The 2,956-nt window shown below is 43.8% G+C and carries 3 protein-coding genes and 1 pseudogene; 3 read left to right on the forward strand and 1 reads right to left on the reverse strand.

The features are described 5' to 3' along the window. Positions 1-597 (reverse strand): annotated as a pseudogene (locus tag VIN08_RS19540) (hypothetical protein); the annotation flags it as partial. Positions 598-753: 156 nt separating this feature from the next. Here VIN08_RS19540 and proS point away from each other — a divergent pair. The 3 genes from proS to VIN08_RS19555 form a co-directional block, all read left to right on the forward strand. Continuing rightward, entirely contained in the window at positions 754-2,232 is a 1,479-nt protein-coding gene (proS, locus tag VIN08_RS19545; protein ID WP_331968532.1) for a proline--tRNA ligase, read from the forward strand. A gap of 93 nt (positions 2,233-2,325) precedes the next feature. Next, entirely contained in the window at positions 2,326-2,796 is a 471-nt protein-coding gene (locus VIN08_RS19550) for an NfeD family protein (protein ID WP_331968535.1), read from the forward strand. A 14-nt stretch (positions 2,797-2,810) separates the two neighbouring features. Beyond that, positions 2,811-2,956: flotillin-like FloA family protein (locus VIN08_RS19555; protein ID WP_331968538.1), on the forward strand; the 146-nt coding region annotated here is incomplete at its 3' end.

Consider the following 2,956-nt stretch of genomic DNA (forward strand, 5'->3'; position numbering starts at 1 on the left):
ATAAGGTCCCCATGCAGAAGTATAGCCACAATACGGTCTGTTCCAATAGTTATAGTTACCGCCCCAGCCATAGTTCCATGAACTGCCCCAGTAGTAGCTGAAAGAGGTAGACCAACCGTTGTTCCAGTACGGATCATACCACGGGCTATAATAAGCGTTGTTATATCCGTAGTAAGGGCTGTTCCAATTATTGATAGATGAACCGTAGTAATTTGAGCCATACCAGGGATTGGAATACCAGGAGTTGAAATTGTTATTCCAGTTGTTGAGGTTACTGGAAGTTTGATAGCGATAATCCGTCAGGTAATAATCCTGATTGTCGGTTTGTGCTGTTGCAGCATTGGCACGGGCAGCATATTCCGGATTTACATTGCGGGCAGAATAGCTGTCAGTAGGATTGACAAAATTGTCATCGGCTACTTCTTCCATGCGTTTCGATTTCTTTACGCTGGCCGCATAGGCTTGTTGATCGGCAGCCTTCTGCACATTTTCTTTTTTGCGGTCTTTGCTGTTGAAATACATATCATCGTACTCCTGAGCAAAAGCTGCAGAAGAGAAAACTATTGCTACCAGGCTTAATAAGATTGAAGTTTTCATAATGCCTTTTGGTTTGAATCTATTTCCGTAACAAATATTAAACGGCAAACCGTTCGAATTTGTGTTGATAAAGCTACAAAAATTAGCCAGTATTTAATCTGTTAAAATTTATATTTGCCGTCCGAACAAATTTTATAAAACAATAATTATACCAGCATGGCGAAAGAACTCCCCAGCCGAAACGAAGATTACTCCCAGTGGTACAACGACTTAGTGAAGAAGGCCGACCTGGCCGAGCACTCGGATGTGCGCGGTTGTATGGTGATTAAACCCTATGGCTATTCTATCTGGGAAAAGATGCAACAGGCACTGGACAAGATGTTCAAGGATACAGGGCATACCAATGCTTACTTCCCGCTGTTTGTACCCAAGAGTTTGTTCGAAGCCGAAGAAAAAAATGCAGAAGGATTCGCGAAGGAATGTGCTATTGTTACACACTATCGCCTCAAGTCCGATCCGCAGAATAAAGGTAAATTAATTGTTGATCCGGATGCACAGCTCGAAGAAGAACTCGTGGTTCGCCCTACGAGTGAAGCGATCATCTGGAGTACTTATAAAAAATGGATACAGTCGTATCGCGATCTGCCTATACTGGTAAACCAGTGGGCAAACGTAGTACGCTGGGAAATGCGCACGCGCCTGTTTCTGCGCACAGCAGAATTTCTGTGGCAGGAAGGACATACTGCGCACGCTACTGCCGCTGAAGCAGTAAAAGAAACAGAGCAGATGCTGGATGTATATGCCGACTTTGCTGAAAACTTTTTGGCACTGCCGGTAGTGAAGGGTAAAAAATCAGAAGGCGAAAAATTTCCGGGTGCTATAGATACCTATTGCATAGAAGCCATGATGCAGGATGGTAAAGCATTGCAGGCAGGTACATCGCACTTCCTCGGACAAAATTTTGCCAAGGCATTCAACGTACAATTTACCAGCCGTGAAGGAAAACTGGATTACGTATGGGGAACATCGTGGGGAGTGAGTACGCGTTTGATGGGAGCACTCATTATGGCGCACTCAGATGATGACGGACTTGTGCTGCCTCCTAAACTGGCGCCTATCCATGTCGTTATTGTTCCTATTTTCAAAACAGAAGAAGAGTTGAACAAGATTGCTGACAAGGTTCAGGAAATATCGGCTGCATTGCGCAAGCAAGGTTATGCGGTGAAGTTCGACAATCGCGATACACATAAGCCAGGTTTCAAATTTGCCGAGTGGGAGTTGAAAGGTGTACCGGTACGTTTGGCTATAGGCCCACGCGATATGGAAAATGGTACAGTAGAAGTTGCCCGCAGAGATACAAAAGAAAAGCAGGTGATGAAGCTCGACCAGGTAGCCAATGAAATTCCGAAACTGCTGGAAGACATTCAGCGTAATATTTATGAGCGCGCACTGAAATTCAGAAATGAAGTAACTACATCTGTAGATACGTACGATGAATTCAAGAAAGTGCTTGATGATAAAGGTGGTTTTATACTGGCACATTGGGATGGAACGCAGGAGACAGAAGCGGCCATTAAGGAAGAAACAAAAGCTACCATTCGCTGTATTCCATTGGATGCAAAAGACGAAGCCGGAGTGTGTATGTATTCCGGTAAACCATCTGCAAGACGCGTACTATTTGCACGGGCCTATTAATGCTGTTACAAAAGCTGTAACGCAGGGTGTAGTACCTTTGCTAAATAATCTGCACATTAGCAGACTGAATTAACCAACTTACCTGTCTCCCCTATGTTGATGTGGATCATTATACTGGCACTTTTGCTGATCGGTCTCGGCCTGATCATCGTAGAGCTTGTATTTATACCGGGAACCACGGTGGTGGGATTGCTCGGGTTGATCTTTACTATAACAGGCGTGGTGATCAGCTATAGTCATTTCGGAAATGATGTTGGGTTCTATGTGCTGATGGGAACGATGGTAGCTACACTCGTTTCGTTGTTCTATAGTTTCCGTTCAGGAGCGTGGTCGAGATTTTCATTGAAGTCTTCCAATAACAGTAAAGTAAACGAAGGTATTCTGAGTGATCTTCATATTGGTGACGAAGGTGTAACCATATCAACACTTCGCCCGATAGGCAAGGCAGAATTTCACGAGCAAATCTTTGAAGTAAAAACGTTGGGAAATTATATCGAGCAAGGACAGCGTGTAAGGATCACGCAGATATACTCGAATCAAATTGTTGTAGAACCTATTAATTAAAAATATACCCTATTATGCAAGCTGCTGGTTTACTTGTGATAGTCTTTGGCGGGATTATCCTGTTCTTTATTTTTCTCTACTTCGTTCCGGTAAATCTCTGGATCACGGCCCTGTTCTCAGGCGTGCGAGTAGGTTTATTCGAACTGGTGTTTATGCGCAT

The organism is Ohtaekwangia sp. (assembly GCF_036568665.1).
Lineage (GTDB): Bacteria > Bacteroidota > Bacteroidia > Cytophagales > Cyclobacteriaceae > Ohtaekwangia.

Excerpts from the sequence above, each read along its gene's own strand:
- proS (WP_331968532.1), top strand. The coding sequence starts at position 754 with ATGGCGAAAGAACTCCCCAGCCGAAACGAAGATTACTCCCAGTGGTAC.
- VIN08_RS19550 (WP_331968535.1), top strand. The coding sequence starts at position 2,326 with ATGTTGATGTGGATCATTATACTGGCACTTTTGCTGATCGGTCTCGGC.